General features: G+C 47.2%; 21 protein-coding genes. 12 read left to right on the forward strand and 9 right to left on the reverse strand.

What is annotated here, in order from left to right:
• Positions 1-36: 36 nt before the first annotated feature.
• The 6 genes from nifK to nifB all read right to left on the reverse strand — a co-directional run bounded on the left by nifK (position 37) and on the right by nifB (position 8,023).
• On the reverse strand, positions 37-1,575 hold the full coding sequence (nifK, locus tag ACQ4M4_RS18600; RefSeq protein ID WP_430685950.1) for a nitrogenase molybdenum-iron protein subunit beta: 1,539 nt from the start codon (positions 1,573-1,575) through the stop codon (positions 37-39).
• A gap of 117 nt (positions 1,576-1,692) precedes the next feature.
• Complete coding sequence (gene nifD / locus ACQ4M4_RS18605) at positions 1,693-3,174, reverse strand: nitrogenase molybdenum-iron protein alpha chain (protein ID WP_430685951.1); 1,482 nt, start codon at positions 3,172-3,174, stop codon at positions 1,693-1,695.
• 157 nt (positions 3,175-3,331) lie between these two features.
• Positions 3,332-4,228: a nitrogenase iron protein gene (gene nifH, locus ACQ4M4_RS18610; RefSeq protein WP_430685952.1), complete on the reverse strand. Its 897-nt coding sequence runs from the start codon at positions 4,226-4,228 to the stop codon at positions 3,332-3,334.
• 218 nt (positions 4,229-4,446) lie between these two features.
• Entirely contained in the window at positions 4,447-5,331 is an 885-nt protein-coding gene (gene nifU, locus ACQ4M4_RS18615; protein ID WP_430685953.1) for a Fe-S cluster assembly protein NifU, read from the reverse strand.
• A 36-nt stretch (positions 5,332-5,367) separates the two neighbouring features.
• A complete protein-coding gene (gene nifS, locus ACQ4M4_RS18620; protein WP_430685954.1) occupies positions 5,368-6,573 on the reverse strand; it encodes a cysteine desulfurase NifS in 1,206 nt (401 codons plus the stop codon).
• Positions 6,574-6,700: 127 nt separating this feature from the next.
• A complete protein-coding gene (gene nifB / locus ACQ4M4_RS18625; RefSeq protein ID WP_430685955.1) occupies positions 6,701-8,023 on the reverse strand; it encodes a nitrogenase cofactor biosynthesis protein NifB in 1,323 nt (440 codons plus the stop codon).
• A gap of 1,044 nt (positions 8,024-9,067) precedes the next feature.
• Between nifB and cysE the strand changes: the two genes are divergently transcribed.
• The 9 genes from cysE (at position 9,068) to ACQ4M4_RS18670 (ending at position 15,293) form a co-directional block, all read left to right on the forward strand.
• Entirely contained in the window at positions 9,068-9,799 is a 732-nt protein-coding gene (gene cysE, locus ACQ4M4_RS18630) for a serine O-acetyltransferase (RefSeq protein WP_430685956.1), read from the forward strand.
• Positions 9,783-10,052, forward strand: a complete 270-nt coding sequence (locus ACQ4M4_RS18635; protein WP_430685957.1) for an Asr1405/Asl0597 family protein — start codon at positions 9,783-9,785, stop codon at positions 10,050-10,052. Before cysE ends, ACQ4M4_RS18635 begins: the two co-directional genes overlap by 17 nt.
• A gap of 155 nt (positions 10,053-10,207) precedes the next feature.
• Positions 10,208-10,360 (forward strand): hypothetical protein, encoded by a 153-nt coding sequence (locus ACQ4M4_RS18640; RefSeq protein WP_430685958.1) that lies wholly within the window; start codon positions 10,208-10,210, stop codon positions 10,358-10,360.
• A gap of 35 nt (positions 10,361-10,395) precedes the next feature.
• On the forward strand, positions 10,396-11,541 hold the full coding sequence (gene nifV, locus ACQ4M4_RS18645; protein ID WP_430685959.1) for a homocitrate synthase: 1,146 nt from the start codon (positions 10,396-10,398) through the stop codon (positions 11,539-11,541).
• A 72-nt stretch (positions 11,542-11,613) separates the two neighbouring features.
• On the forward strand, positions 11,614-11,892 hold the full coding sequence (locus ACQ4M4_RS18650; protein WP_430685960.1) for a nitrogen fixation protein NifZ: 279 nt from the start codon (positions 11,614-11,616) through the stop codon (positions 11,890-11,892).
• 7 nt (positions 11,893-11,899) lie between these two features.
• Positions 11,900-12,103 (forward strand): putative nitrogen fixation protein NifT, encoded by a 204-nt coding sequence (gene nifT / locus ACQ4M4_RS18655; protein WP_430685961.1) that lies wholly within the window; start codon positions 11,900-11,902, stop codon positions 12,101-12,103.
• 440 nt (positions 12,104-12,543) lie between these two features.
• Positions 12,544-12,777 carry a tautomerase family protein gene (locus ACQ4M4_RS18660; RefSeq protein WP_430685962.1) on the forward strand — a complete coding sequence of 78 codons (234 nt, stop codon included), beginning with the start codon at positions 12,544-12,546 and terminating at the stop codon, positions 12,775-12,777.
• Positions 12,778-13,438: 661 nt separating this feature from the next.
• Positions 13,439-13,861, forward strand: a complete 423-nt coding sequence (locus ACQ4M4_RS18665) for a hypothetical protein (protein ID WP_430685963.1) — start codon at positions 13,439-13,441, stop codon at positions 13,859-13,861.
• Position 13,862: 1 nt separating this feature from the next.
• On the forward strand, positions 13,863-15,293 hold the full coding sequence (locus ACQ4M4_RS18670) for a HEAT repeat domain-containing protein (protein ID WP_430685964.1): 1,431 nt from the start codon (positions 13,863-13,865) through the stop codon (positions 15,291-15,293).
• 205 nt (positions 15,294-15,498) lie between these two features.
• On the opposite strand, the gene mgtA is transcribed toward ACQ4M4_RS18670, so the two are convergent.
• Entirely contained in the window at positions 15,499-18,051 is a 2,553-nt protein-coding gene (mgtA, locus tag ACQ4M4_RS18675) for a magnesium-translocating P-type ATPase (protein WP_430685965.1), read from the reverse strand.
• Positions 18,052-18,253: 202 nt separating this feature from the next.
• Between mgtA and ACQ4M4_RS18680 the strand changes: the two genes are divergently transcribed.
• A complete protein-coding gene (locus tag ACQ4M4_RS18680; protein WP_430685966.1) occupies positions 18,254-18,610 on the forward strand; it encodes an ArsR/SmtB family transcription factor in 357 nt (118 codons plus the stop codon).
• 264 nt (positions 18,611-18,874) lie between these two features.
• Here the strand turns inward: ACQ4M4_RS18680 and psbA are convergent, their stop codons facing one another.
• Entirely contained in the window at positions 18,875-19,957 is a 1,083-nt protein-coding gene (psbA, locus tag ACQ4M4_RS18685; RefSeq protein ID WP_430685967.1) for a photosystem II q(b) protein, read from the reverse strand.
• A 163-nt stretch (positions 19,958-20,120) separates the two neighbouring features.
• Here psbA and hetL point away from each other — a divergent pair, with 163 nt between their 5' ends.
• The gene (hetL, locus tag ACQ4M4_RS18690) at positions 20,121-20,846 is read left to right on the forward strand and encodes a heterocyst differentiation pentapeptide repeat protein HetL (RefSeq protein WP_430685968.1); all 726 of its coding nucleotides are present in this window, start codon (positions 20,121-20,123) and stop codon (positions 20,844-20,846) included.
• A gap of 149 nt (positions 20,847-20,995) precedes the next feature.
• Here hetL and acsF read toward each other — a convergent pair whose 3' ends face one another.
• Positions 20,996-22,063 carry a magnesium-protoporphyrin IX monomethyl ester (oxidative) cyclase gene (gene acsF / locus ACQ4M4_RS18695; RefSeq protein WP_430685969.1) on the reverse strand — a complete coding sequence of 356 codons (1,068 nt, stop codon included), beginning with the start codon at positions 22,061-22,063 and terminating at the stop codon, positions 20,996-20,998.
• Positions 22,064-22,360: 297 nt separating this feature from the next.
• Between acsF and ACQ4M4_RS18700 the strand changes: the two genes are divergently transcribed.
• Positions 22,361-23,056 carry a heme oxygenase (biliverdin-producing) gene (locus tag ACQ4M4_RS18700; protein WP_430685970.1) on the forward strand — a complete coding sequence of 232 codons (696 nt, stop codon included), beginning with the start codon at positions 22,361-22,363 and terminating at the stop codon, positions 23,054-23,056.
• Positions 23,057-23,114 lie beyond the last annotated feature (58 nt).

The following is a 23,114-nucleotide window of genomic DNA, read 5'->3' on the forward strand; positions in this document are numbered from 1 at the left end:
AGAGACGCTATGTGTACAGCGTCTCTACCGCTAACGTCAACGAATCAGGTCATAGGAAATATCAGTCTTAGCAGGAATGATCGTGTTGCGATCAAGTTCATCCAAGATGGTGTTCACAATCCAGTTGAGCAAATTAATCGCCCCCTGGTAACCATAGGTTGAATAACGGTGCAGGTGATGGCGATCGAAAATGGGATAACCAATACGAACGAACGGGGTTTTTGTATCACGCCAGAGATACTTGCCGTAGGAGTTGCCAATCAGCAAATCAACAGGCTCCGTGAAGAGGAGCGATCGCAAGTGCCAGAGGTCCTTACCGCCCCAGATAGTAGCCCCTTGGCCAAAAGGACTGGAATCTAACAATGCTCGCAGTTCTGCTTCAAATTCAGGAGTACTGTTAGTAACAACGATGTGAACAGGTTCTGCACCAATTTCCAAGAGAAATTGCACCAATCCAATCACCAGATCAGGATCGCCATACAGGGCGACTCGCTTACCGTGTAGCCATGCCTGAGAGTCAGTCAGGGCATCCACCGCACGACCCCGCTCGTCCTCCAGTTCTTGAGGAATAGGCTTACCAGTCAGGGCAGAGAGCTTAATTAGGAACTCATCGGTACCGCGAATGCCCACTGGACGAACTACTGATGTCGGCTGCTTCCAATCCTTCTCAATATATTCACGAGTTTTAGTTGTGGAGTAGGCCTGGAAGGCGATCGTGGCTTCTCCATTAATCGAATCAGCCGCCTCTGTTATAGGCGTACCACCAGGGTACATATTGTATTCACCAGTATTAGGTGAATCGAGGTAGTCAGAATTATCTGCCAACAGGGTATAGTTCACCCCCATCAAAGAAGAAATCCGCTTCACTTCTCGCAAATTGCCAATGTAAGTTTCAAAGCCAGGAATGAAGTTAATCTTGCCGTTGGTGGTTTCTGCTTTCTTGTCTTTGGTCAGGTTCGTGAGAATTCCCTTCATCATGTTGTCGTAACCCGTGATGTGGGAACCAACAAAGCTAGGGGTATGAGCATAAGGCACAGGAAACTCTTGGGGAACAGAACCTGCGGTCTTAGCGTTATTGATGAATGCTTGCAGGTCATCGCCAATCACCTCCGCCATACAAGTGGTGCAGACGGCAATCATTTTGGGATTGTAGAGATTGTACGAATTTGCCAAGCCGTCGATCAGGTTATTCTGTCCTCCAAACACGGCTGCATCCTCTGTCATCGATGAGGAAACGGCCGAGAAGGGTTCTTTGAAGTGTCGAGTGAAGTGCGATCGAAAGTAGGCGACACAGCCTTGCGACCCATGAACAAAAGGTAGGGTTCCTTCAAACCCAACCGCAGCCAGAATGGCACCTAGGGGTTGGCAGGCTTTGGCGGGATTGACAGTGAGGGCTTTGCGCGAGAAATTCTTCTCGCGATACTCCCAAGTTTTCGTCCACTCAGCAATGCGAGCAACGTCTTCTGGGGTATGTCCACCTTCAAACTCTCGCTTGGCTTCGAAGAGTTCCTGATATTCATCCTGATGAAACAGTTCTACGTGATCTTTGATATTGTTGATGTCGTTTTGAGCCATGATTGCGGTTCTCCTATGAGTGATCAATGGGGGGAGCTGAATGGGTGGATGAGTAAGGAAAAAGGATGCAAACAAATGAACTTGTTTACCCATTCACCCATCTGCCCATCGGGTTATCTACTCCTTTTTCCACGGTGTATCGATCAATTTCCAAGTAGGACTGTTCAACGCTAAATCCATGTCGCGAGCAAAAATTGCAAATCCGTCATAACCGTGATAAGGACCGGAGTAATCCCAGGAATGCATTTGGCGGAAGGGGAGCGCCATTTTCTGAAATACATATTTCTCTTTGATGCCAGAGGCAATCAAATCCGGTTTCAAAGTTTTGACAAATTGCTCAAACTCATAGGCAGAGACATCGTCATAAATTAGTGTGCCGCCTTCCACATAGTGTGTGGTGCGCTTGTAGTCGTCGTTATGACCAAACTCATAGCCTGTGCCCACCAGTCGCATACCCAAGTCTTGGAAAGCAGGAACCACATGGCGAGGACGCAGTCCACCCACCATTAGGGCAACCGTTTTACCCTCTAATCGAGGACGGTATTTCTCAATCACGGCTTGTGTTTGCGCTTCGTATTTGGCGATCACTTCTTCCGCTTTTGCCTGAATTGTTTCGTCAAATTTGGAAGCGATTTCCCGCAATGATTCCGCAATCTTCGTTGGCCCAAAGAAGTTGTATTCTAGCCAGGGAATGCCGTAGGTTTCCTCCATGTGGCGAGAAATGTAGTTCATCGATCGATAGCAGTGCACCAGGTTCAGTTTTACCGATGGCGTATTGATCATTTCGTGCAGGGTGCCATCGCCAGACCATTGGGCCACAACGCGTAAACCAATCTCTTCTAGCAGAATGCGGCTTGACCAGGCATCTCCACCGATGTTGTAGTCACCAATAATGGCAACATCGTAGGGAGTTCCTTCCGTAATGTTTCCCGCTTTCTTTTCTTTATCGTATTGAGGGAAAACCCAATCGCGGACGGCATCATTCGCAATGTGGTGCCCGAGCGATTGAGACACTCCCCGGAAACCTTCACAGCGGACTGGAACGACCGTTTTGCCAATTTCTTTCGCAGCTTTTTTGGCAACAGCTTCAATGTCATCTCCAATCAATCCAATGGGGCATTCAGACTGAATCGATACTCCCCGATTGAGCGGGAATAACTCGTCTAATTCAGTAATCAGCTGCGCTAGTTTCTTATCCCCGCCAAATACGATGTCTCGCTCCTGAAAATCGGAGGTAAATTGCATCGTACCAAAGCTGTCAATACCTGTAGTACCAATGTAATAATTGCGGCGACCTGACCAAGAGTAATAACCGCAGCCTACAGGTCCATGGCTGATGTGAATCATGTCTTTGATGGGTCCCCAGACTACCCCTTTTGAGCCAGCATAGGCACAGCCACGAGTTGTCATAGAACCAGGAACTGATTTGATGTTCGACTTAACACCGCAATCAGATTTTCCTTCTTCGTAAACGTTCAGGTGCTTTTCTCGTTTCTTTTTGGCCTTGTCGGGATAGACTGACAACACCTCTTGGATTAGTGCTTTTTTGTCTAGTTCTGCCGTTTCTGCGGTGGTTGGTTTCTCGTCTGTGAATGTCATAAGCGCCTCGCATGGTGGAAATGGGAAGGAAATGGGGAGGATGAGAGTTATCGAGAGTAAGAGATTTGTCCAACTCATCCTCCGCTCACGCTTGAGTTCGAAAGGGGAGTAGAGATGATATGAAGTAGGGTAGGCCGCACCTAACCCTATCTATCTACTAAGCAATGCCTGCAGGAGCTTTGGTGCCTTGTTGAATTGCCTTCTGGTATTCGTCTTCACCACCCAAGATGCCAAATTCAACCAATAGATCTTCTAGTTCATCCATCGAGATGGGAGTCGGGATGCAGAGATTTTTGTTGTCGATGATCTTTTTGGCAAGGGTGCGATATTCTTCGGCCTGCTGGCTATCGGGCGCGTATTCAATCACTGTCATACGGCGCAGCTCTGCGTGTTGAACGATATTATCGCGAGGGACAAAGTGAAGTAACTGGGTGTTGAGACGTTTCGCTAGAGTCTCAATCAGTTCTAGCTCTCGATCAACCTTACGGCTGTTGCAGATTAAACCACCGAGGCGTACACCCCCTGAGTGGGCGTACTTAAGAACACCGCGAGCGATGTTGTTTGCAGCATACATTGCCATCATTTCACCGGAGGTGACAATGTAAATTTCCTGAGCCTTTCCTTCCCGAATCGGCATGGCGAAACCGCCACAAACCACATCACCCAACACGTCGTAGGATACAAAGTCGAGATCTTCATAGGCACCATTTTCTTCTAGGAAGTTGATGGCCGTGATGATGCCTCGACCTGCGCAACCAACGCCGGGTTCAGGGCCACCTGACTCAACGCAACGGACATCGCGATAGCCCGTTAATAGGACTTCTTCAAGCTCCAGATCTTCCACTGCGCCGCGTTCGGCTGCTAGGTGCAGAATTGTGGTTTGGGCTTTGCTGTGTAGCATGAGGCGAGTTGAGTCTGCTTTGGGGTCACAACCCACAATCATGACGCGTTGACCGAGTTCAGCCATGCCTGCGATGGTGTTTTGTGAGGTGGTGGACTTACCGATACCACCTTTGCCGTAGAATGCAATTTGTCTGATTTTTTCGTCGCTCATTGAATGACTCCTTCATGAATTCATGAGTTACAGAAATAGAAATGTGAATGGACTCGAAGTTCAAAAGAAAATCAGGAAGTAGAGGTCGCTCGAGGCGGCGATCGCTCTACTGGAGCTAAAGAGTTGGATGGCATAGACGAGGTGGGATAAAGGAAGAGGGTGAAGACTCAGAACGAAAGAGAAGAAATGATAAAACTGCTTCTTTTCTGACTCTTTTGTTACACAGCTTCTACAATTAATGTAGGCAATACGCGATCGCGTAACCGAGCTTCAATCATGTCTTTGAGCGTAGCGGTGCTTCCAGGGCAAGAACCACAGGCTCCTTTGAGAACAACTTTGACGAGATCACCATCTACATCAAACAGTTCCACATCGCCACCATCTGCCAGCAGAATAGGACGAACTTCATCTAGGGTTTGTTGAATGCGGGTAATTTTTTGAACGGTGGTGAGTCCTTGTCCGGTTTGCTGAATGCGGATTAGCTCAGCTTCAACCCTGGCAGTGGTTGTTGCAGTTTGTTCCTGTACTGAGGCAATCAGGTCTTCAATATCTGCTAGACAGGAACTACATCCACCACCTGCTTTGACATAGCTAATCACTTGTTCTACTGTGGTCAAATTATTTTCAATTACAACTCGACGAATCCGATTTTCACTTACCCCAAAGCATTGACAAACTAATGCACCATCATCATCTTCATGGGGTAAAACTTCGACACCACGATATTTGTAAATCGCAGCTTCCAACGCTTCTTGCCCCATGACAGAACAGTGCATTTTCGCCTCGGGTAAGCCTCCTAAATAATCAGCAATGTCTCGATTGGTGATATTAAGCGCTTCGTCTAATGTTCGTCCTTTGACGATTTCGGTGAGTGCAGAAGAGGATGCGATCGCGCTAGTACAACCAAAGGTTTGGAATCGAGAATCGAGAATGCGATCGCTAGCAACTTCAATCTTTAAATGCAGCCGTAGAGCATCTCCACAGGCAATGCTACCGACCTCGCCAAATACGACTGCAATTCCAGCTTCATTTACGTCTTCTATGGCTCCCTGATTTTTGGGATTGTAGAAGAGATCCATTACTTTATCGGTATAGTCCCACATGGCAGTTATTAGAGAGATGAGAGGTGTGGAGAGAGATTAAGAACGAACGACCAATGCTGTTTCTCGATCTTGAAGCCAATCTGCTTCATCACTATTGAAAGGAGACAGGGAACGCAAGCGTTCGACGATGTTGGGCATGGCTGCCAAAACTTTGTCGATTTCGTGCTCGGTGGTGTAACGAGAAAGGCTGAAGCGGATAGAACCGTGCAAGATGGTGTAGGGAATGCCCATGGCTCTCAGCACATGAGAAGGTTCGAGGGAGCCAGAAGTACAAGCCGAACCAGAGGATGCACAAATTCCATACTGATCAAGCGAGAGTAAAATCGCTTCTCCTTCAATGTATTTGAAGCCAATATTGGTAGTATTGGGTAAGCGATTTTTGACATCTCCATTGACTTCGCAGTCAGGAATCATCTTTAGCAAATTTTCTTCTAGGCGATCGCGCAGTTTTTGCTGGTTTGCCACATCTGGTAGATAGATTTGGGCAAGTTCCGCTGCTTTACCCAAACCAATAATGCCAACAACGTTTTCGGTTCCAGCCCGCCGACCACGTTCCTGGTGTCCGCCAATCAGCAGAGGTCGGAAACGGAATCCACGTCGGATATAGAGCGCACCAACTCCTTTTGGAGCATGTAGCTTATGACCAGAAATGGTCATCAGATCAATGCTGCTCGTTTTCATATTGAGCGGTAGCTTTCCGGTCACTTGAACCGCATCCACATGAAAGGTTGCACCATAAGCTTTGGCGATCGCACCAACTTGCTCAACTGGAAACACAGTGCCCGTCTCGTTGTTGGCATACATCGTAGAAACAAGAGCGGTGTTTCCCGTAATCGCGGCTTCCAACTCCATCAGGTCTAACTGCCCACTCCGATCTACCGACAAATAGGTAACGGTGTAGCCTTGCTTTTCCAGCTGTTTGAACACATTTAAGACACAAGCATGTTCGACATGAGTCGTAATGACATGTTTACGGTCGGGTTGGGCTGCAAGAGCAGCACGAATGGCTGTATTGTTTCCTTCAGTTCCACAACTGGTAAAGATAATTTCCGACTCTTCAGCTCCTAGAAGGGCTGCAACTTGCGATCGCGCCACCTTAACGGCTTTACCCACCTGTCCACCAAAGGAATGCATGGAAGAAGGATTACCGTAGTAGTCTGTTAAGTAAGGAAGGATTGCTTCCATTACTTGTGGATCGACCTTTGTGGTGGCATTGTTATCCAAATAGATGACTGCACTCATGCGTTGACCTCACCAATTTAGAGTGTTGTAATGGGTCAGATAATGCCTACGAACATTGAGGTTGAATATTGAGGTTGAATATTGAATCTAGGCTCAACTTCAATCCCTAACTCTCAAAATTCAAGACTCAAAACTCTTGACTATGCTGGTCGTAGAATTCTCTTGCAACTTTTTCAATCACGTCGTAAGCTTCCACAACATGCAAACCAGCTTCTCTTAGTTCTGCCTTGGGGCATTCGCCTACTTTAGACACGAGAATAGCTTTGCAATCTGCGATCGCATTGATAACCTGTTCCAGCGTGGCATCTTCGCCATAGCCACTCTGGCAGTACTGGTCAATCTTGCGATGTCCAACAAACTTAGCCTCGTTAGCATCCACTTCAAAGATTTGAAATTCTTTGGCATGGCCAAAATGTTGGTTCACAAGCCCGCCACCTTTCGTTGCCACAGCCACAAGAATTTTGGGACTATTTCTCACCTGTTGACTAGGTTGAATTTTGGCTTTGGTGAGCTTAATTTCTTCTTTGAACTTTTCAATGCCAGCATGAACTTCCTGCCGCAGCTCTAGATCATATTGCGGAGTCATGTCCATAAATTTGTCTTTGGTAAATTCCTGGCTGCGATCTTCGCCCAGTAACCCTACCGCATCTGCACGACATTGACGGCAGTGGCGCATCATCTTCATGTTGCTGTCAGCACATTGGTCTTGGAGCTTTTTCAATTCTTTGGGAGTAGGTCCACGCTGCCCAGTCAGCCCAAAGTGAGTGCCGTGTTCTGGTGCTGAAATCAACGGCATAATGTTGTGCAAGAAAGCACCCCGCTTGCGGATTTCCTGATTCACTTCAATCAGGTGGTTATCGTTAATTTCAGGAATCATAACCGAGTTAACTTTGCAAAGAATGTCTGCCTCTTTAAGAGCCTGCAAGCTTTCCATTTGCCGTTCGTGCAAGATGCGAGATGCTTCTACGCCTTTGTAACGCTTGCGGCGATAGTGCACCCAGGGATAAATCTTTGCACCAATTTCTGGATCTACCATGTTGATGGTAATGGTGACGTGATCAATATTGAGTTGTTTGATGCGATCGACATAATCCGGTAACATCAGCCCATTGGTAGACAAACACAGCTTGATGTCGGGAGCTTTGTCGGCAATCAGTTCAAACGTGCGAAAGGTTTTTTCAGGGTTTGCGAGTGGATCACCAGGTCCAGCAATGCCCAAAACTGTCATTTGAGGAATTTTGCCTGCAATGACCATAACTTTGTGGGCAGCCTCTTCAGGTGTTAATAACTCACTCACAACACCAGGGCGGCTTTCATTTGCACAGTCAAATTTCCGATTGCAGTAATTACATTGAATATTACAGGCTGGCGCAACAGCAACATGCATCCGAGCATAATGATGGTGGGCTTCTTCGCTGTAGCAAGGATGTTTTTCAATCCGCGCCCGCATCTTTTCATCAAGCCCATCAGTTGAGGTGCTGGAGCTGCTACAACTACAGCTACTTGATTTTGCCTTAATTTGAGAACTTTCTGTGGCAGACGTAAGGGTTGTGAGTGGTGGTGTCATCAGAATTTCAAGAGAATTAGGTGATCAAGCCGCCACCGTGGAAATGCAGATGCATTATTCCACTCACGTAAACCCCGATATGAGAGCCAATTGAAAATGGTGTTCCCAGTTGGAGGACTCAGTGACTGGCGTTAATAGGGTTATACCAGCCGTCCTCCATCGCATCGCTGCGCTGAAGCCGATCAAAATTATTGGAATATTAAGGATGTACTCAAGCTCTCTATCCCTACTTGAGTCTGTATTACAGATTTTTTTTGGGATGGGGATTGAGTATTTCTAGCAATAGCATTTAGTATTTTTGAGGTTAAGGCTCTTGCTTTTTTGCACTCAGCCAAACCTCGCACCAGTTATAGCTTTGAGGCAGTTTTCAGCGGTTTATTTACGTGTGGCTAAAGGTACTTATCTCTCAACAAACTTTGCGTAACGCTACCAGTCAACTCTCTCAAACTTATATTTTGTATCTCAACTAGCATTCTTACATCTTATTTTGCCATCTGGGATACTTTCCGAAAAAAATTAATGTTTGAATTGAGATGCAATTCATAACCAAAGCAGCGAAATATCGCGCGATCGCCTTCATTCAATCCCTTACATGCATCGTTTAACAGAAGATCCGATACAGATGACAAGTTGAGTGCAAATTGAGGCTTGATTGAAGCTGCCTTGAAACGTGTCAAACCCCAGTGCAGTCTAGTATTTAGCCTGAGTACACCATTTCAGGCTCCCCCTACAATAAATACGAGTACCCTAGCGCCAAAATACTAGTCCCCCTATTTCCAAAAGATCTTCAAACCCCAGTCATCACACCATTTTGGGCATTGAGTACATCCTTAATACTTTTAATAACCTCAACTTTTAACACCAAAAAACTGAGGAAAAGGTATCTGATATATAGAGGACACGACGCACCTTTTTACCTAAGCAGCAATGCAACAATCTTGCGATCGCCTCCTATGCCAGCAAACAACATCCATTCAACCCGTGGGAACAAACATCCCGCTCGTTGAAGATTTTCGAATGATCTTTCAGCAAGATCCATCCGCCCATAGCTGGCTAGCGGTCTTATGCTGCCACCCAGGCTTTCACGCCATGGTTGGCTATCGTTTTGCTCACTGGTTGCATCGTCGAAATGTTCCTTTCTTTCCCCGTTTCATTTCCTATATAGGACGCTTTATAACCGGGATTGACATTCATCCAGGTGCTGTTCTGGGAAAGGGAACTGTAATTCATCACGGGATGGGTGTTGTGATTGGCGAAACTGCGATCGTAGGAGAGTACACCTTAATTTATCAAGGAGTGACATTAGGTGGAACAGGGAAAGAGCGAGGCAAACGCCATCCTACAATCGGAAAACATGTGCTGATAGGAGCAGATGCGAAGGTGTTGGGCAATATTCACATTGGTCATCATGCTCGCATTGGTGCCAGCTCAGTTGTGATACGAGATGTTCCTGCCTATTGCACTGCAGTCGGTGTACCAAGTCGAAACTTGTGTTGCACCAGCCCACAGAGCTATCTCCTGAACGATGATCAGTCCACCGACCCAGGTGCGATCGCCCTCCGCACTCTAGTCGATCGAATTGAAGCCATGGAACAGCAACTGCAAACCTTGAAACAACAACCCCTAACCCATTCTCAAAACTATGCAAACCTTTCCTAGTTCTAATGGCTCACTTGCACAATCAATTGCTGTTTCACGCTGCGATCGTTGGTGCATCTGTCACCGTTTGCAAGAATGCATGATTGCGTGTTCTTGCCCTACAGATGGTTCTCTACAAGTCGAAGTCCAGTATGGAATTGAGTTAATTTTAGTTCGTAGCATCGTCCAGCAATTTACAGCACCGCATCACGAATTGGTGAATTGGTTGGAACGATGTTGGGCTAGTCCAGAAATCTGTAAAGAGAACCGCTAAGCCCGTTCGGTTCAGTTCTTTCAAAGAGTTCGATCATTTATTGACGAAGACAACTGAGTCACTTTACTTTCACTTAAATTCCAGAGGCTTCAGTTCCGTAGTCATCATCCTGTTACAGATGTTCCAAAAAAATCAGCGCAGATTAGGAGAGTTTTATGTTCACCATCATGGCAATCGTTGGTTTCTTTCTCAGCTACATCGCGATCTACACCTACGCACTCAACAGCCTATTGGGTGACGAAGTTGATCTACAAACAACCCCTCGTCCCCAACAGAACCTGCTGCCTACGCTAGACAATGCTGATTAGCGGTGATGATCTTCGTTCCGACTAGGTACAGAATTATGATGCACCACTCTACTCCCCACGCTGTTCAAATGAATGACACAACTCTGCGGGATGGCGAACAGGCCGCAGGTGTTGCTTTTACCATTGAGGAAAAAGTCAGAATCGCCAAGTTTTTAGATGCGATCGGGGTACCAGAACTGGAAGTTGGAATTCCGGCTATGGGACATCAAGAAGCAGAAGCGATCCGAGCAATCGTTGATTTGGGCTTGAAGGCTAAGTTACTTGGCTGGAATCGAGCCAAGATGTCTGATATCAAAGCTTCCATCTCGTGTGGCTTAAAACGAGTTCATATTTCTGTCCCTGTTTCCGAAATTCAAATCACAGCTAAGTTTCACGGGCAATGGCGAGTCATGCTGGACCAGCTTCGTGACGTGATGCACGCGGCCCTTGATCAGGGCTTGTCGGTTGCTGTCGGTGGTGAAGATTCCTCCAGAGCAGATCCGTCGTTTTTGCTAGATGTGGCTGCCTATGCCCAGAGTTTGGGGGCGTTTCGGTTTCGCTTTTGCGATACTGTTGGCATTCTTGACCCTCTTACGACCTTCCACAAAGTGCAGCACATGACGCGATCGCTTTCCATCCCGATAGAAATGCACACTCATAATGATCTAGGCTTAGCCACAGCCAATGCATTGGCTGGAATTCAAGCGGGTGCTCTATCAGTGAACACAACAGTGAATGGATTGGGTGAACGTGCAGGCAATGCCGCACTAGAGGAAGTCGTCATGGCCCTCAAACGCATTTATGGGATTCATGTGAGTGTTGACACCAAGCGTTTATTAGAACTGTCTCGCCTCGTATCAGAAGCCTCTAATTGTCCAGTCCCTCCTTGGAAAGCGGTTGTTGGTGCAAATGCTTTTGTCCATGAATCGGGAATTCATGCCCATGGCATTTTGCAAAATCCAGTGACGTATCAACCTTTTGACCCGGCTGAAGTTGGATGGGAACACCAGTTTGCCGTGGGAAAGCATTCGGGTCGGCACCTCGTTCAGGAACTGTTACAACAGCATGGGGTCAAGCTCAGTCTGGATGAAACTCAGGCTGTACTACAGGCCGTGCGCGATCGCGCTGTTCAGGTAAAACGCAGTCTCACAGCCGATGAACTTTTGAGCCTAGTGCCTTGTCACATCTACACTCCACGGTAAATTCTCCTAGGGTTTACTTCCTCAACAGCGCAACTGATCAAACACAAATTTCAACAGAGAGAAACACTGCTTATGCAACCGGATGAATTGGAGCTGGATTTACCGCCATATTTTGAAATTGGACAAAAAGTGCAAACACGGAAACTCATCCGCAACGATGGTACATTTCCTAGCAAAGATATTGGTGCAACATTGGCGAAAAAAGGTGAGATCGGTTATGTCATCAGTATTGGTACATTCCTGCAATCCTCATACATCTATGCTGTGCATTTCTTGGGAACAGGATTTGTCGTTGGTTGTCGCCGAAAAGAATTAGAACAGGTTGAAACAGATTGCTCTTCATTAGGTTGAGATTCACATGAAAGTCATGCTACGCCGCAATTCATCCGGAACTTTACTTGTTTACGTTGCCAAAAAAGATTTGGAAGAAGAAGTAATTTCGGAATCAGAAACAGATGACGGAACACGGTTCACGTTAGCCAATGGTTGGGAGCTCATTGCGCCGGGGTTAATCGGACCAATTCAATTACCAACAACGATTGACATGAAGCGAATGGCATAGGTCAGGGCTTCCGCAAGCCCCCAAAATTGAGCATATTTGTGTTGGGTATCGGATGCGAAGCACTCAATACCCAACACAAATGTGTAGGCCCTAAGAGATGCCAAGGATTGAATGCTTGAGGCGCTCACCTTCGCTCAGCAGGAGGGAGCGCAAAATGCTGGAATAGAGAGCATGCAATCACGGCTAGAAAAACAAAAGGGAAGACTCCGTAACACAACTGCAAGCAAAACGCTTACAACCTTACGCAGGGACACAGAGTTTAATGATTGTTGATAGGCAGTACACAGCGGCTTCAGCTTTGTATGTTACATTCCTATTCAAGAGTTGATTCGTGATAAGTGCGTAGGTTGAATAAAGTTCCTAACAACCATTCAGATGCTAGCTAAACCCTGCGTCTGAATGGTTGTCAGTTGTGTTCGGTAAAGAGAAGGAGAAAATCCATGCCCCACATTAGCGTCAAACTCTATCCTGGACACTCAGAACAGAAGAAAGCTCAGCTGGCGGAGCAAATTGCCAAAGATGTGGTTTCAATTTTGGGATCCAGAGAAGAGGCGATTTCAGTAGCGATCGAAGAAATCAAACCAGAGGACTGGGCAGAGCAGGTCTACAAACCAGATATTCTTGACAATCCCAAAACTTTATACAAGCAGCCAGGGTATAACCCATTTACCTAGTACTTTGCTATGCAGGTTTTGATAGATTGTAAACCTATCAAAACCTCACAAATCAGTTCTTTCGGGGTCTTGCAGTCTATCAAAACTCCTGTGGCGATCTAGTAGAAATGAACGAGCATAACGTTGACTACGAACCCAAGAGCAAATTCTGCAAGCTGCCTGAAATAAATCAGTTTTTTTATCTCTGGGCAATGTAACTTGCTGAGATAAACAAGCGGATCTGACGGCCTCACTCAAAGGAACAAGCCGATCGCAAATTGTTGTAGATGTCACCAACTCAAAAAACTGCACGGGAGAAAGTACCGCTTTGAAAAGGGTGCGATCGCCTTCGGGCCTTTCCTCCATTTTGTTGCAAGTCAATGGCGAAAAACTAGCCTGTATCGACACCTTGTTGAAGAATTTAAATCTTGCGATTAATTCGCAAATGATTAGACTGATGTTGAATTCGAGCTTCATGGCTCCGTCAGTTCCATCATGCTAACAATTTGGGGAACACTGAACGTATGTCAGACAGAGCTAGATGCGTTGAAGGCAAGTTCAATTGAGGCGTCGATCTCTGGCTGCATAGACCTCAAATTTGAAGGTTTTGCAAAGTTTGGCGCTTGAGGTACTGCTTGGCAAGACCATATAGTACATTTGCACCAAGCATTCAGCAATGGTTATGACATCTACACTTACCGTTTCTGGGAAGGTCATAGGCAAGACTCAACCCATATTTACTGACTGGCAGCTTGGCCTAAAGCAAGAAGAGGTGGTTACGCTACGGGATTTGCTCACTCAGGTTGTTCATCGAGAAGTGGCTGGCTTTGCAGCCCGTCAGCAACAGTGCCGGGTGCTCAACGTGCTAAGCCCAGCCCAAATTAACGCGGGGATTGAGCAGGGAAAGGTCGTTTTGGGAGGAAGCGATCTCGACCAAAACGTAAATGTTGATGAGGCGATCGCCCTTGTCCTACAAGCATTTACCGACGGTTTGTATTTTGTATTTCTCGATGAGCAACAGCAAGAAAACTTGGATGACATTGTCACATTGCGTCCAAACTCGCAGCTGTTGTTTTTACGGCTGATCCCCTTGGTGGGTGGGTAACATGCTCAATCGTGAAATTGCTCAGGAACAGTTGAAGACCTTTCACACCAAAGATTGGCGATCGCAGCGCGTCCAGCAAACTGGCGACCTACCAGAACCCTTGCGAACAATCGGCTATGGCATTTTGGGATATGGAGCTGATGCCCAAAAGCTCCCGCCGACCGAGATGGGTCTGACGCAGGCGCGATCGCATCAGCAGTTCGACCAACTTACGCCCGATGAGCGGTACCCAATCTTTCGCGTTTGGTTTCCCACGTTTGCGCCAACAGTGGAAGCCGCATGGCAACTGTTGGGCCAACTATCCTATCAGTGGGGATACGATCGGCGATCGTTTCGTGCGCCCAACCATCCCGAATTTTGTGCATTTCGGCGCTATCAATGGCTGCAACGGCTGATTCACCTCACCGAAGACTATCACCAAGATTTGGCCTGGTTCGCTGCCTGGACTCCCTATTTGGGCTATGGGGCTGGGAATATTTTCGGCATTTTGTTTGCCGCCGCCATCGATCAACATGACGATCTGGGAGAAACCATCTTTAAAGTTTTGACGGCTTCCGCCCATGGAACTCATGATATTGGAGCGATGGGGCAGCACGTAACCTGTGCACTGTTAGTCGCCAACCAACCCGACGGTTGGGAGGTGATCGAGCAGTTGTTGCTTACGGCGCAACGCCAAGAAGGTTTACGACAAACCATTTTAGAAACAGTTGATGAGGCGCATCCGCGCGCCTTTCGGCGAATGCTGCGGCTGATTTTGGATCATCAACTCACTCGGTTTAGTGCCACGATTCGAGCAGTAGATGTGTGGTTTGGGTTTGCGTTGGAATCGGTAGATGAAAAAGCGGCCACGCACATGATTCGCCAGGTTTTGGAATTGCTCGACGATTCCGATGCGCAGGCGGCAGCACTGAAGAGCCCCGATCCGCAGCTTGTTTATTTGGCATTGTGGGCTGTTGGTTTTGTCGATGTGGCTGCTGCCATGAACTGTGCAGTGCCCTTGTTGGAGCATGAAACGGCAACCCATCGGTTTGTTGCGGTTCACTTTTTGGCTCAGTTAGAGGTAACTCCAGCCCGGTTTTTGCTGCTGTCTGCATTGGGCGATCGCGATCTGTCTGTGGTGGCAGCGGCGGTGCAGGCATTGGGCCAGGTAGAAGATACCGCCATTCAGCATGAGTCCGATCTATTTGAACGGTTGGAGGAGGTGTTGCCCCGCTTTCCTGCCAGGGGGCGAGCCCGCTCCATGGTATGGCCGTGGATCAAGATCAAGCCCAGCCAATCGTTTGTGGCGTCGGTGCTGTTGCGAAACTTGGGTGGGCGATCATCGCCCATCGACAACCAGGTGGTGCCCTGTGCATTATTCCGATACATTCGCAGCATCGCGGCAGATTGTTTCTTCCATTTGCCGATTCCGATCCCAAAACAGCCGAGGTAGTCTCCAAAGTTCTGCTGTTAGCACGGGATAACGAAATTCAGGATCCAACGATTTTGCAACAAATTTTGTGAAAGCTATGAGCAAAGCGCAGCCTGGCGATGAAAGAACATGGGTTCTTGACTGAAATGATTGAATGTCAGTTTCGGTTAGGGGAGTTTTAATTGATTCAGAACTCCTGTTGCTGATTGGAATGAGATAAATATCATTAAAGATGAACCCGTTTGTAGAAGAATGTTTTGATTGCTTCTGCACAGAAAATATATAGTCCTAGGATGCCAAATAGTACAACTAGAAATTGAACAGTCAAGGACTGAAAGCCTAAGGGCGCAGCAAGCGGAGTATAGGGCAACAGTAAGGTGATTAGAGCGATCGCGATCGTAGCGAGGACTAAATAAGGACTGGGCCTGCTATGAAGAATAGATTGTTTGGTGCGAATGACTAACACAATCATGGATGCTGAAATAACCGATTCTACAAACCAGCCTGTTCGAAATTGAGCTGGGTTTGCGTGCAGCAAAAACAACAAAACGACAAAGGTTAAATAATCAAACGTAGAACTCAACAGCCCAAACACCAGCATAAAGTTGCGAATGAGTCGTAAATTCCACCGATGCGGCTGGCTGATCTGATCTCGATCGACGCGATCGCTCGCGATCGCCATTTCTGGGAAATCGGTGAGTAGATTGGTGAGCAAAATTTGCTTGGGGAGTAGTGGCAAGAATGGTAGCAACAACGATACCCCTGCCATGCTGAACATATTGCCAAAGTTGGCACTGGTCGCCATAAACACGTATTTGAGCGTATTGGCAAACGTTGTGCGTCCCGCTTTGATTCCACCAAGCAATACATCCAGATCTTTTTGCATGAGCACAATATCAGCAGCTTCCTTGGCGACATCTACCGCCGTATCCACGGAAATCCCCACATCGGCAGCATATAAAGCAGGTGCATCGTTAATGCCATCGCCCATATAGCCCACCACATTTCCGGCCTTTTTTAGAGCAATGATGACTCGCTCCTTTTGATTGGGTTCCACCTCGGCAAATACATTGACCCGATGAACCTGATGGACGAGAGCCGCGTCGCTGAGGTGGCGCAACTCTAAGCCCGTTAAAATTTGAGCATGCGTTAAACCAACCTGTTTGGCAATGCTGGCGGCCACGGCATGGCTGTCACCCGTCACCATTTTGAGCGTAACTCCTGCTTGGGCTAAATCGTGAATGGTGTCTTGAATGCCAGGCTTGGGCGGATCAAAAAAGGCCAAATATCCTAAAAATGTTAAATCTGTTTCATCGCTTAACTGGAGCTGTTGGATAGAGAGTCTACGGTACGCCACACCCAAAATACGAAACCCTTCTAGCCCCAAAGCTTCGGCGCGTTGTTGAATGCGCGATCGCAATGAACTCAGGTCTACTACCTCTCCATTGGGTTGCTCAACCGTTGTGCAACTATCCAAAACATGGGTTAGCGCCCCTTTTGTGATCAGCACATTATCACGGTTGGAACTGGAAGGTGGATCAGAAGATGGATTTGAAGTCTGTGCAAACAAGATGCTGAGTCGTTTGCGATTAAAGTCGTAGGGAATTTCTCCCAATTTTTTGTAGGCAGAATGGTCGAATACTCGATAGGTACGAATGGCCTCATCAATTGGATTTGTGTAGCCCGACTCGGCAATTGCGTTGAGATAGGCATAAAAAAGCACGCGATCGCTCTCCTGCCCTGCAATATCCAATGCAGAGCGCAGGTGTACGGTTCCATCGGTCAGCGTTCCGGTTTTGTCTGAACACAGCACATTCATACTGCCAAAATTTTCAATCGCTGGTAGGCGCTTCACAATGACCGACTGCGTTGCCATTTGCTTGGCTCCATGGGCCAAATTAATGCTGACGATCGCTGGTAGCAATTGGGGCGTAAGGCCTACAGCCAAAGCTAACGAAAACAGAAACGAGTCGATCATGGGCCGTTGCAAGTAAATATTGGCGGCAAAAATGAGCACAACCAAAATCAACGTCACTTCCAACAAAAAATAGCCAAACTTGCGAATACCGATTTCAAATTCTGTTTCCAACGGTCTAAACTTGAGCCGTGCCGATACTTTGCCAAATTCGGTGGCGGTTCCTGTATGGACAACGAGTGCTGTTGCGCGACCGCTCACCACATGGGTTCCCATTAATAGGCTGTTGGTGCGATCGCTCAGTGGAGTGTCGGCTGGCAGCGTTCCAGGCATTTTAGCAACGGGAAAGGTTTCGCCCGTGAGGGTAGCCTCGTCCACCGTGAGCATCTGTGATTCAAGAATTAAACAATCGCCAGGAATGCTATCGCCTGCCGAAACTTGCACCACATCACCCGGAACCACCGCATCAACCAATATCGCTGCGATCGCGCCATTTCGCAGGACTTGCGTTTTGACTTCGACCAAGGCCAGCAGGGCATGAATGGCATCTGCGGCTCCTTGCTCCTGCCAAAAGCCCAAAACCCCGCTGAACACTACAATCGCCAAAATAATGAAGGCGTCGAGCGCATCTCCCAAAAAGCTAGAAAGAATGGCCGCAGCTACTAAGATAATGATGATGGGGCTTTTAAACTGGTTGAGCAATCGCAACACGGCACGAGCGCGAGGCGGCTTCAACCGATTGCTGCCGTATTGCACGAGTCGTCGCTGTGCTTCTGGTTGGCTAAGACCTTGAGGACTGCTGTGCAGATGGTGTAGCGCTTGCTCAGCAGACAGTTGCCAAAATGTAGACAAGACGTGAGCCATTGCTAAACTCCGTTCATTCAGCTCGCAAAGTTGACCATTTCATCTGTACACCGCATGTGCAGGCAACGTGAACGAATTCGTGAACGAATTGCAGGATAGGCGTTTCGCATCGTATCAATTGAATTATAGAGTTGGTGATGTGGAGTTTGCTGTAATAGCATATAGTTATGCGATGACGCGCCGTTGTTAGCTCCGTTCTGCTATGCCTGCCAAAAAACGACCTCAGCCTGATCCAGATACCCTAGCATCGGTTGCCGACTACTTTAAAGTCCTTTCTGAGCCGAGTCGGCTACAAATTTTGCATCACCTTCGGTCTAGCCCTATGAATGTGATGGAACTATGTGAAGCAACAGGGCTAGGGCAAGCCAATCTTTCCAAACATTTGAAGGTGCTTACGCAGGCTGGCATTTTGTCTCGCCAGCCCAAAGGCACCAGCGCCTATTATGAAATTGTTGATCCAGCGGTTTTTGAGTTTTGCGATTTGGCCTGCGATCGCATTCATGACCGCATCCTCAAACAAACGAAGACGCTAAAGCAGCTCAAACAGTTCCAGCGCTAAGGTTCAACTCGCCACTTTCTAAATACCTCTGAATTCACATCAGTTCTGGATAAGCCAAGGTCGATTTTTGCCACACATTGCGTACGCAAGAACCGACTTTTTTGAAGGATTGTGTTCTGCGCAACCTTTAGAAAAAACCTTGACCAAAACTGACATTGAATTAGGATGATACGGAAAAACCGTGAACAGCCCAGAGCGATCGCCAAAAAAGCGCCCCAAAATCGAGGCGCATTGGAGGTAAAGGAAGGTAGGTGAACTTAGCAATTAGCTGGCAATTTTAGGGGCAACCAGGGCAACAGGCTCGGCATCACCAAAGGCCAAATCCAGTGGAAAGTTATGGGCATTGCGCTCATGCATTACTTCAATTCCCAGGTTGGCTCTGTTGAGCAGATCAGCCCATGTTGCAATCGGGCGACCCTCACTATCCAACACAGAATTGTTGAAGTTAAACCCGTTCAGGTTGAATGACATTGTGCTAATGCCCAACGCAGCAAACCAAATGCCAATTACGGGCCAGGCTGCCAGAAAGAAATGGAGCGATCGCGAATTGTTGAAACTGGCATACTGAAAGATCAACCGACCAAAATAACCGTGTGCCGCCACAATATTGTAAGTTTCTTCTTCTTGACCAAACTTGTAGCCATAGTTTTGGGATTCGGCCTCAGTCGTTTCTCGCACCAGCGAAGATGTTACTAAAGAGCCATGCATCGCGCTAAACAACGCTCCACCAAACACCCCAATCACACCCAGCATATGAAATGGGTGCATGAGAATATTGTGTTCAGCCGTAAATACGATCATGAAGTTGAACGTTCCCGAAATTCCCAGCATCAGCCCATCCGAGAAACTGCCCTGACCAATGGGATAAATCAGCAGTACCGAAGTAGCCGCCGCAACGGGAGCAGAATAAGCCACCGGAATCCAGGGGCGCATTCCCAAGCGATAGCTCAGTTCCCATTGCCGCCCCATGTAGGCGTAGATTGCAATCAAAAAGTGGAGCACAATCAGTTGCCAGGGACCACCGTTATACAACCACTCATCCATAGAGCTTGCCTCCCAAATGGGATAGAAGTGCAGACCAATGGCATTGGAGGTGGGCACCACAGCCGCTGTAATAATATTGTTGCCGTACAGCAATGCTCCAGAAACAGGCTCACGAATTCCGTCAATATCCACAGGTGGCGCAGCAATCATAGCAATGATGTACACAATGGCTGCAACCAAGCCCGTTGGAATGAGCAATACACCAAACCAACCGATGTACAATCGGTTCTCAACACTAGTAATCCAATTGCACAAGCGATCCCATAAGCCAAGCTCGGATCCCTGCCTTATTGTCGTTGTCATTATTCCAAGTCCAATGTGTTATGTATGAGCCACAAAATGTATGAGCTATAGTGGGGTAGATACGCTTTGTGGATGTTTAACTAAATAACTGATTAGTTATGTAATCGTCAAGAGGTATTTTTGTTCCGCATCTTAGTGAAATAACGATCAGGAAATCGAGGGTATGAATCAAAAAAGCGATGTACATGAGCTGATGGCTCACTATTCGGCAGGGCAGCGCAAGTTTAGCAGCGTTGTCCTACGAGAAGTTGACCTCATTAACGTGCAGCTTGCAGAAGCAGATTTTAGTCAGGCAGATCTTCGGCAAAGTCGGTTAGGAAAAACCAACTTTAGTCGAGGAAGTTTTGCCAATGCTGATCTGAGCGAGGCAATCTTGTGGGGAACGAATTTGTCGAACGCAAACTTAACTCAGGCGGTGTTGCGTGAGACCGACTTGAGTGGAGCCATTTTGGCGCAAGCTCAGCTGGTAGAAGCCAATTTAATCAAAGCAAGTTTGTGTGGTGCCAATTTATCCAATGCACAGCTCGATCGCGCCTTGTTAATTGAAGCCGACTTACGCTCGGGGTCTGATCAGCAAACGAATTTGAGCCAAGCGAGCTTGGTTGCAGCAAACTTATCCTACGCAAACTTGAGTGGAGCGCTGTTGTGCCAAGCTAATTTGGCAGGGGCAAAGCTGTGTCGTGCGGTGCTGATTCAGCGATCGCCCCAAATGCTTGCCCCCACCGATTTGACCGAGGCCAACCTGCAAGGGGCTGACCTCAGTTATGCCGACTTGAGCGGCGTGCTGTTGAAACGAGCAAATTTGCGCAATGCCGATCTCACCGGAACGATCTTGAATCATGCTGACTTATCAGAGGCCATCATGCCCGATGGGTCGGTGCATTCCTAGCTGCAACCGCTATTGATCGGCGTCAGGTCAAGCGATACCGCGCTCAAACTACACCAACCCTCTACAGCCACACGCAAGGCTTCAGGTCAACGGCTAACGGTTCGCACACCCTGGGCGAACCGTTCCTATGAATCCTCTCGTGTGCTGCTCTAGCGAACCGTTCCCCAAGTGGCTTGGGCATTGACTGGCCGCAGCAAGTAAAGCCGCAGCAAATGTCCTACGATCGCCATCTGCAAGGGTAACTTTCTCAAAATTTTGATGAGTTTGGGTTGAGTAGTTTTGTCAATTTGGCTCATCTGCTGGTTAATGGCAGAACAACGTTGCAATCGAGGATAGAAATCAGGATGCCGAGTATCCAACACAACAGAAAAAGCGCGGGCTGCAGTATCGTTTGTATTGTCAATCACGGCTCGATCGAACTCAGTCGGGTCTAGTCCCAGCGCATGATAAAACCCTTGCCGCTCATGCACCGTAAGCGTGTGAGTAACAAAAACCATGAGCAAGAAGAACCGCATCCATAGTTTTGCCCGCCAGGTATGAATTAAAGACGGTTGAGAATGAAGCAACGCCTTGAAAATATCTCCATGGCGATTTTCATCCTGGCACCAGCTCTCAAAATAGTTAAACAATGGGTAAAAAGAGTATTCAGGATGATCTTCTAAATGGCGGAAAATGATGATATATCGCCAATAGCCAATTTTTTCTGAAAGGTACACTGTGTAAAGAATCCAGTCGATTGGAAAGAAGGTATAAGTACGGGCCTTGGTTAAGTAACCTAAATCCATTGAGTAACCAAAATCGGCCATCGCTTTGTTCAAAAAGCCCGCATGTCGAGCCTCATCTCGGGCCATGAGTTGAAAGATCTCAGCCAATAAAGGATTACGCTGCTTGAGCTTACGAGAAAGTTCTTTGAAAAGTAAAAATCCTGAAAATTCAGAAACACAGGATCGCTCCAAATAATCAATAAAGGCTTTGCGAGACGGCTCATCGAGCTGATTCCAGGCTTGATTGAAGGCATCATTTCTGACAAAGTGATGGCGATTATAGTCTGCGCGCATTTCTGCCAGCATGGCTTCTAGTTCAGTTTGCTGAGGTGTGAGATCTAGACTGGCCGCTGTGTCAAAGTTAGTCGTGTAAAACCGAGGGGTTAACAAACTTTCCTGCAACTCTTGGGTGGATTTTGCAGCATTGGCCACATTGGGTGGAGAAGAAACCATGGATACCTCAAACAATCTTCATGACTTTATAACTTAAAAGCTATATTTACACTGTTCTTTTTGTCCAGCTTTTTGTAATTTTGAAATATTGTGAAATATTTACTAGCTTGACCTTTACAGATATTTGCTTTATAACTCTGTAGTGATTAAGTTGAGTTTCGATTGTTGAAGAGTTGGGGGATGCGATCGCATCTTCAAGGCCCAGATCTTCAGCACTGTGACCGTGTGAAATCGATTTATCTGCCCGGTTTCCCGTCCTATCCCTTCACATTTTGCAGAACAAGTTTAAGGAATAAGATGATGACGAAGCTGTCGATTGCCTTACGAGAAGGAACAACTCATGCTCACACCCTTTCAGAAAACACTGCATTTATGAAGTGTTTTCTGAAAGGAGTGGTGGAGTGGGTTCCGTTTCGAAAACTCCTGGCCAATCTATATTGGGTCTACAGCACTCTAGAAGCAGAACTGCAAAGCCGATGTGATGATCCCATCGTCGCCGCAGTTTATTTCCCTGAGCTCAACCGGGCCATGAGTTTGGAAAAAGATTTGGCCTTTTATTTTGGCGAAGACTGGCGAAATCAAATTGAACCATCGCCTGCGGGCAAAGTGTATGTTGCCCGTATTCGCGAAATCGCCAGCACCGATCCAGCGCTACTGATTGCGCATTCCTACACCCGCTACTTAGGTGATTTGTCAGGTGGACAAGCGCTCAAAAATGTTATTCGGGTTGCTTTAAGCCTGCCTCCTGAACAGGGAACTGCGCTGTATGAATTTGAACAAATTGCAACACCCGAGGCGAAGCGGGTCTTTAAGGAGCGTTATCGCCAAACTCTGGATGAGCTAAACCTAGATGAAGCCACCATTGGCCGCATTGTTGAAGAGGCTAACTTGGCGTTTGCATTGAACCGAGACGTGATGAATGAACTAGGGTTTGCTGAAAAAAGCAGCAAAGGTTTACAGTGCCTAGTTTTCAAGCGAGATCAAGTCTGCTAAAGTGCAAAGAAAAAGTGTAAAACCTCTCAAAAACCTTGCACGAGCTTGCCGATGTACC

This window comes from Leptolyngbya sp. AN02str (assembly GCF_050565595.1).
GTDB lineage: Bacteria > Cyanobacteriota > Cyanobacteriia > Elainellales > Elainellaceae > Kaiparowitsia.

What these genes read in the sequence shown, in the direction of transcription:
- nifK (WP_430685950.1), bottom strand. Translation starts at nt 1,575, where the DNA reads ATGGCTCAAAACGACATCAACAATATCAAAGATCACGTAGAACTGTTT.
- nifD (WP_430685951.1), bottom strand. Translation starts at nt 3,174, where the DNA reads ATGACATTCACAGACGAGAAACCAACCACCGCAGAAACGGCAGAACTA.
- nifH (WP_430685952.1), bottom strand. Translation starts at nt 4,228, where the DNA reads ATGAGCGACGAAAAAATCAGACAAATTGCATTCTACGGCAAAGGTGGT.
- nifU (WP_430685953.1), bottom strand. Translation starts at nt 5,331, where the DNA reads ATGTGGGACTATACCGATAAAGTAATGGATCTCTTCTACAATCCCAAA.
- nifS (WP_430685954.1), bottom strand. Translation starts at nt 6,573, where the DNA reads ATGAGTGCAGTCATCTATTTGGATAACAATGCCACCACAAAGGTCGAT.
- nifB (WP_430685955.1), bottom strand. Translation starts at nt 8,023, where the DNA reads ATGCGGGCGCGGATTGAAAAACATCCTTGCTACAGCGAAGAAGCCCAC.
- cysE (WP_430685956.1), top strand. Translation starts at nt 9,068, where the DNA reads ATGCAACAATCTTGCGATCGCCTCCTATGCCAGCAAACAACATCCATT.
- ACQ4M4_RS18635 (WP_430685957.1), top strand. Translation starts at nt 9,783, where the DNA reads ATGCAAACCTTTCCTAGTTCTAATGGCTCACTTGCACAATCAATTGCT.
- ACQ4M4_RS18640 (WP_430685958.1), top strand. Translation starts at nt 10,208, where the DNA reads ATGTTCACCATCATGGCAATCGTTGGTTTCTTTCTCAGCTACATCGCG.
- nifV (WP_430685959.1), top strand. Translation starts at nt 10,396, where the DNA reads ATGATGCACCACTCTACTCCCCACGCTGTTCAAATGAATGACACAACT.
- ACQ4M4_RS18650 (WP_430685960.1), top strand. Translation starts at nt 11,614, where the DNA reads ATGCAACCGGATGAATTGGAGCTGGATTTACCGCCATATTTTGAAATT.
- nifT (WP_430685961.1), top strand. Translation starts at nt 11,900, where the DNA reads ATGAAAGTCATGCTACGCCGCAATTCATCCGGAACTTTACTTGTTTAC.
- ACQ4M4_RS18660 (WP_430685962.1), top strand. Translation starts at nt 12,544, where the DNA reads ATGCCCCACATTAGCGTCAAACTCTATCCTGGACACTCAGAACAGAAG.
- ACQ4M4_RS18665 (WP_430685963.1), top strand. Translation starts at nt 13,439, where the DNA reads ATGACATCTACACTTACCGTTTCTGGGAAGGTCATAGGCAAGACTCAA.
- ACQ4M4_RS18670 (WP_430685964.1), top strand. Translation starts at nt 13,863, where the DNA reads ATGCTCAATCGTGAAATTGCTCAGGAACAGTTGAAGACCTTTCACACC.
- mgtA (WP_430685965.1), bottom strand. Translation starts at nt 18,051, where the DNA reads ATGGCTCACGTCTTGTCTACATTTTGGCAACTGTCTGCTGAGCAAGCG.
- ACQ4M4_RS18680 (WP_430685966.1), top strand. Translation starts at nt 18,254, where the DNA reads ATGCCTGCCAAAAAACGACCTCAGCCTGATCCAGATACCCTAGCATCG.
- psbA (WP_430685967.1), bottom strand. Translation starts at nt 19,957, where the DNA reads ATGACAACGACAATAAGGCAGGGATCCGAGCTTGGCTTATGGGATCGC.
- hetL (WP_430685968.1), top strand. Translation starts at nt 20,121, where the DNA reads ATGAATCAAAAAAGCGATGTACATGAGCTGATGGCTCACTATTCGGCA.
- acsF (WP_430685969.1), bottom strand. Translation starts at nt 22,063, where the DNA reads ATGGTTTCTTCTCCACCCAATGTGGCCAATGCTGCAAAATCCACCCAA.
- ACQ4M4_RS18700 (WP_430685970.1), top strand. Translation starts at nt 22,361, where the DNA reads ATGATGACGAAGCTGTCGATTGCCTTACGAGAAGGAACAACTCATGCT.